We start from the raw sequence: 4,570 nt of genomic DNA on the forward strand, positions 1-4,570 counted from the left end.
CGCTTGAACCGGCCGTCGACGTCGGCTCCCAGACTGCAGCCGTGCCGCAATATACCGGCATGCAGAAGCTTGTTCCCTCCAATCCCTACATGACCCAGGCCGCCTATCCGCGCATGGACGAGCCGATGTCGCCGGTCGAGCAGATGCCGGCCAGCGAGATCGACTGTCGGCAGCAATTGAAGCGCCTCGATGTTGCCTTCACCGACCTGGCGCCGATCCATGAAGGCCAGTGCGGCATCGATTATCCGGTCAAGGTCTCGGCCATCGGCAACATCCAGATGAAGCCCGCCGCGACGTTGACCTGCGACATGGCCGCCACCTTTGCCGGCTGGACCAGGAACGAACTCGTTCCCTCCGCCCGCTGGCGCTATTTCTCCGGCGTGAAGACCATCCACCAGGGCTCCAGCTACTCCTGCCGCAACATCGCCGGCGAAGGTGTGCTGTCGGAGCACGGCAAGGGCAATGCGCTCGACGTCATGAGCATCGAGCTCAACAATGGCGACGACATCGATGTGCGCAAGCCCGGCCTGTTTGCCTTCCGCACCCGCGGCTTCCTCAACAATGTGCGCGCCGACGGTTGTCAGTATTTCACCACCGTGCTCGGCCCCGGCTACAATTACGACCACCGCAACCATTTCCATTTCGACATCAAGAACCGCAAGAACGGCTATCGCGCCTGCCGCTAGGAAAGATCAGGTGCGCTGGGCGCCACCTGTGGAAGCGATGATTTGTCGTGCCACCAGATCCTGGATGCGCCAGAGATTCCGGTCGCGAATCCCGCTCTCCTCCAGTTTGCTGACGGTTCGGAATAGGTACTGCGCCGACGAGCCCCAATGACCGGCAGCCCGCGCCAGCGTGTCGGCAACCTGCTCCAATGGCAACCGGCCGGCATAGGCCCTGCCGCCTGGCGCGGCGACGAAGGCCAAGGCACGCAGCGGCCCGTCCTTGGTCTTGACCTTGATCCAGCATGGCACGTTGGTTGGCGGGTTGGCATCGATCTCGCGGCGCATCAACTGGCCAAGTTGCCCGAAATGGTCTTCCGAAGGCAGCCGATAGACGATGCCGTTGCAGCTGCCGCCTCGATCGAGGGCCAGCATCAAGGCCGGCAAATCGCGGGTTCCGCGCCAGCGGGTGAGCTTCAGGCAGAACGAGCGGTGCCATCCCGGCGCCGTGGCCGGGCGCTGCTCGACATGGGCGAATTCGGGGTTCCAGATCAACGACCCATAGGCAAAAACCCACAGCGCTTCAGGCCGATGTTCCGACAGGAGTTGCTCGACAAGACTATCGAACTCCGCGTCTGTATGCTCGGTTGTTCCGGGCTCGGGACCCGGATCCGGTTCGATACGCTCGACCCTTGCGACAAGGTCCGCGGTCAATGCCATCGAGCTGCGCCCCACCGGCTTCCATTCCATTCCTGCTCACCCCACGCAAAAACGATGGCGGACGATAGAACGGCTGCGCGCTGCTGACCATTGATTTCCAGGGTCCGTCAGGCAACAGATACCGCACGGATCGAGCCGCATTCATGAGCCAACGAAGCCTGCGACGACGCGCATTGACCTGGCTGGTGGCGCTCTGCGCGGCCTATCTGGCGCTGGCCTATTTCGCCGCACCGGAATTCTGGACGTTTCACGATCGCGGTTTTCGCACGCAGCGCTTCGAGATGGTGACGCATACGCCGCAAGGCATTCCCGGTGACCCTATCAATGTCGGCCTGGTCGGCACGCAGAAGGAGGTGGTCCATGCCTTCGCCGTTGCCGGCTGGGACACCGCCGACGCCGTGACCTTGAAGACCGCGATCGAAATCGGCGAAAGCGTGTTGTTCGACCACCCCTACCCCGATGCGCCGGTCAGCCGGCTGCTGTTCGACGGCCGCGCCCAGGATCTCGCCTTCGAAAAGCCGGAGGGCCCCAGCGCCGACCGCCGGCATCATGTCCGCTTCTGGCAGACCAATGCTGCCGGCGATGATGGCCGGCCGCTGTGGCTGGGCTCGGCCAGCTTCGACCGCGGCGTCGGCCTCAGCCACGACACCGGCGCCGTCACCCACCATATCGGCCCCGACATCGACGCCGAGCGCGATTTTCTGATGCGCGATCTGGCGACCGCCGGCACGTTGATCTCGACCAGCGACCTTGCAGGCATTGGCGCGACAGCCACCGGACGCAATGGCGGCGGCGATCCCTATGTCACCGACGGCGAGGCGATTGTCGGTGTGTTGAAGCCGTTGCCCTGACACATCGCAAAGGTCAGGTTGTGGTGATCACGATCTTGCCGAACGGCCCTTTCTCCAGATGCTGCAAGGCCTGCGGCACCTCGTCGAAGCCAAAGACCTTGTCAATGACCGGTTTGATTGCCAGCGCCTCAATCGCCTGATTCATACGCTCGAAGGCGCGGCGATGGCCGACCGACAGGCCCTGCACGGTGATGCGGTTGCGCATGAAGGGCATGATCGGGAAGCTGAGCTCCATCGCGCCCAGCAGGCCGATGATCGACAGCCGGCCATCGGCGGCCAGCGCGTTCAGCGATCGCCGCGCATTGTCGCCGCCGACCATTTCCAGCACGTGGTTCACGCCCAGCCCATTCGTCAGCTCACGCGCGGCCTCGTCCCATGCCGGTTGCGTGCGGTAGTTGATCCCTTGCCAGGCGCCGAGTTTTCTTGCCCGCTCAAGCTTCTCATCGCTGCTTGAGGTGACGATGGCGCGCAGGCCAAACGCGGCGGCGAACTGCAGCGCAAACAGCGACACGCCACCGGTGCCCTGGATCAGAATGGTCTGGCCCGCCACGGGTCTGGTCGCCTCGGCCATGGCGAACCAAGCCGTCAGCGCCGCGATCGGCAGCGTCGCGGCCTCGATATCGCTGAGCGACGGCGGCGCCAGCACCGCGGCGTCCTCGCCGAAGACGACATGATCGGAAAGCATGCCCGACAGCGACGATCCCAACGTGTGCTTGTGCAGCACCGGCGGCGCGTCGCCATCCGGCCAGTCGGCGATCACCTGGCCGAGCACACGTTGCCCGACCCGAAAGCGCCTGACCGCGCTGCCGATGGCGACCACGTCACCCACCGCGTCGGATGTCGGCACGAAGGGAAAGGCGAGATCCGGGATCAGCACGCCGTCGACGATCATCTTGTCCTTGTAGTTGAGCGATACGGCCTTGGTCCGCACCAGCAAATCGTGCGGCCCTGGCTGGGGAACCTTGCCTTCCACCTGGCTTAGCTTCGACAGGCCGAAGCCGCTCATTTGCCAGTATCTGTTGGTTTGGGTGCTCATGTCGTCTCGCGCTCCGTGAGTGATGCCACGCGAGACATTTATGCCTTCCGACTATGGAAAATAGTGCTTCTGTGCGGCATATTTGGAGACTAATTGCGGACTACAAGTCGACAATAGGAAATCATCATGGAAACGGCCGACCTGCAGGGCATCGTCGCATTCGTCCAATCGGTCGAGGCTGGCAGCTTCACGGGCGCCGGCGAGCGGCTGCATGTGACGAAGTCGGCGATCGGCAAATCGATCGCGCAGCTGGAACAGAGGCTCGGCGTTCGCTTGCTGAACCGCACCACCCGCAGCCTCAGCCCGACCAGCGAAGGCGTCAGCTACTATGAAGCCTGCGTCCGGGCCCTGGCCGAGATCGAAGCCGCACAGTCGTTGCTCGCCTCGCGCCGGCAGGTCCCGTCCGGCCGGCTTCGGATCGACGTGCCGCTGGCCTTCGGCCGCCGCTGCGTCGCCCCCGTGCTGTTCGAGATCTCGAGGAAGTTTCCGGACCTGACGGTAGAAATCTCCTTCAACGACCGCCGCGTCGACCTGATCGAGGAGGGCATCGACCTGGCGATCCGCATGGGCGAACTCGACGACAGCCTGTCGCTTGCGGCCAGGCGCCTCTACGCCCAGCGCTCGGCCATTTGTGCTGCTCCCGCCTATCTCGACAGGCATGGCCGGCCGCAATCGGTCGAGGATCTCGCCGATCACAGCGTCATCGGCTATGGCCGCGAGGGTGTCGTCCGTCCCTGGGTCATCAGGCATGCCGACGGCCATCTGGCAACCTTCGTGCCCAGGGCGCGGCTCGTCCTCGGCCATGGCGAGCCGATGCTGGATGCCGCGCTTGCCGGCTGCGGCATCACCTTCCTGCCTACATGGCTGGCCGCCGACAGCCTCAAAAGCGGCGATCTCGAAATGGTGCTGTCGGACTGCCTGGTCGAGAACATCGTCGTGCATGCCGTCTGGCCGGTGACGCGCACGCTCACGCCAAAGGTGCGGGTTGTCGTCGACGCTCTCGTCGAACATTTTTCGGCGCCGCCCTGGGATGCCGCGTGAGCGAAATACCGGTCATTTCTCAAAAAACACGCCGGACTATTTTCGAAGACCGCGCGGCAATGCTATTGACCGCTCATGCTATACGTCGAAATCGCTATCGTGGTCGTCCTCATCTGCGTGAACGGCCTTTTGTCGATGTCCGAGCTCGCCATCGTCTCGTCGCGCCCGGCCCGGCTGAAAGCGATGATCGACCGCGGCATCAATGGCGCCGGCCGCGCCCTCGAGCTTGGTTCGAATCCCGGCAAGTTCCTCTCCTCGGT

The 4,570-nt window shown here is 63.9% G+C and carries 6 protein-coding genes; 4 read left to right on the forward strand and 2 right to left on the reverse strand.

What is annotated here, in order from left to right; translation table 11 throughout:
* On the forward strand, nt 1–686 hold a 686-nt coding region (locus EN935_RS23440), incomplete at its 5' end, for an extensin family protein (RefSeq protein WP_127373652.1).
* Between the two features lie 6 nt (nt 687–692).
* Here the strand turns inward: EN935_RS23440 and EN935_RS23445 are convergent.
* Nucleotides 693–1,412: a gamma-glutamylcyclotransferase gene (locus tag EN935_RS23445; protein ID WP_127265043.1), complete on the reverse strand. Its 720-nt coding sequence runs from the start codon at nt 1,410–1,412 to the stop codon at nt 693–695.
* A gap of 113 nt (nt 1,413–1,525) precedes the next feature.
* Between EN935_RS23445 and EN935_RS23450 the strand changes: the two genes are divergently transcribed.
* Nucleotides 1,526–2,233: an LssY C-terminal domain-containing protein gene (locus EN935_RS23450; RefSeq protein WP_127265044.1), complete on the forward strand. Its 708-nt coding sequence runs from the start codon at nt 1,526–1,528 to the stop codon at nt 2,231–2,233.
* A gap of 13 nt (nt 2,234–2,246) precedes the next feature.
* Here EN935_RS23450 and EN935_RS23455 read toward each other — a convergent pair whose 3' ends face one another.
* Nucleotides 2,247–3,269: an NAD(P)-dependent alcohol dehydrogenase gene (locus tag EN935_RS23455; RefSeq protein WP_127373653.1), complete on the reverse strand. Its 1,023-nt coding sequence runs from the start codon at nt 3,267–3,269 to the stop codon at nt 2,247–2,249.
* A gap of 126 nt (nt 3,270–3,395) precedes the next feature.
* Here EN935_RS23455 and EN935_RS23460 point away from each other — a divergent pair, with 126 nt between their 5' ends.
* Complete coding sequence (locus tag EN935_RS23460) at nt 3,396–4,310, forward strand: LysR family transcriptional regulator (RefSeq protein ID WP_126070126.1); 915 nt, start codon at nt 3,396–3,398, stop codon at nt 4,308–4,310.
* 75 nt (nt 4,311–4,385) lie between these two features.
* Nucleotides 4,386–4,570: CNNM domain-containing protein (locus EN935_RS23465; protein ID WP_127373654.1), on the forward strand; the 185-nt coding region annotated here is incomplete at its 3' end.

Source organism: Mesorhizobium sp. M7D.F.Ca.US.004.03.1.1 (assembly GCF_003998635.1).
Taxonomy (GTDB): domain Bacteria; phylum Pseudomonadota; class Alphaproteobacteria; order Rhizobiales; family Rhizobiaceae; genus Mesorhizobium; species Mesorhizobium loti.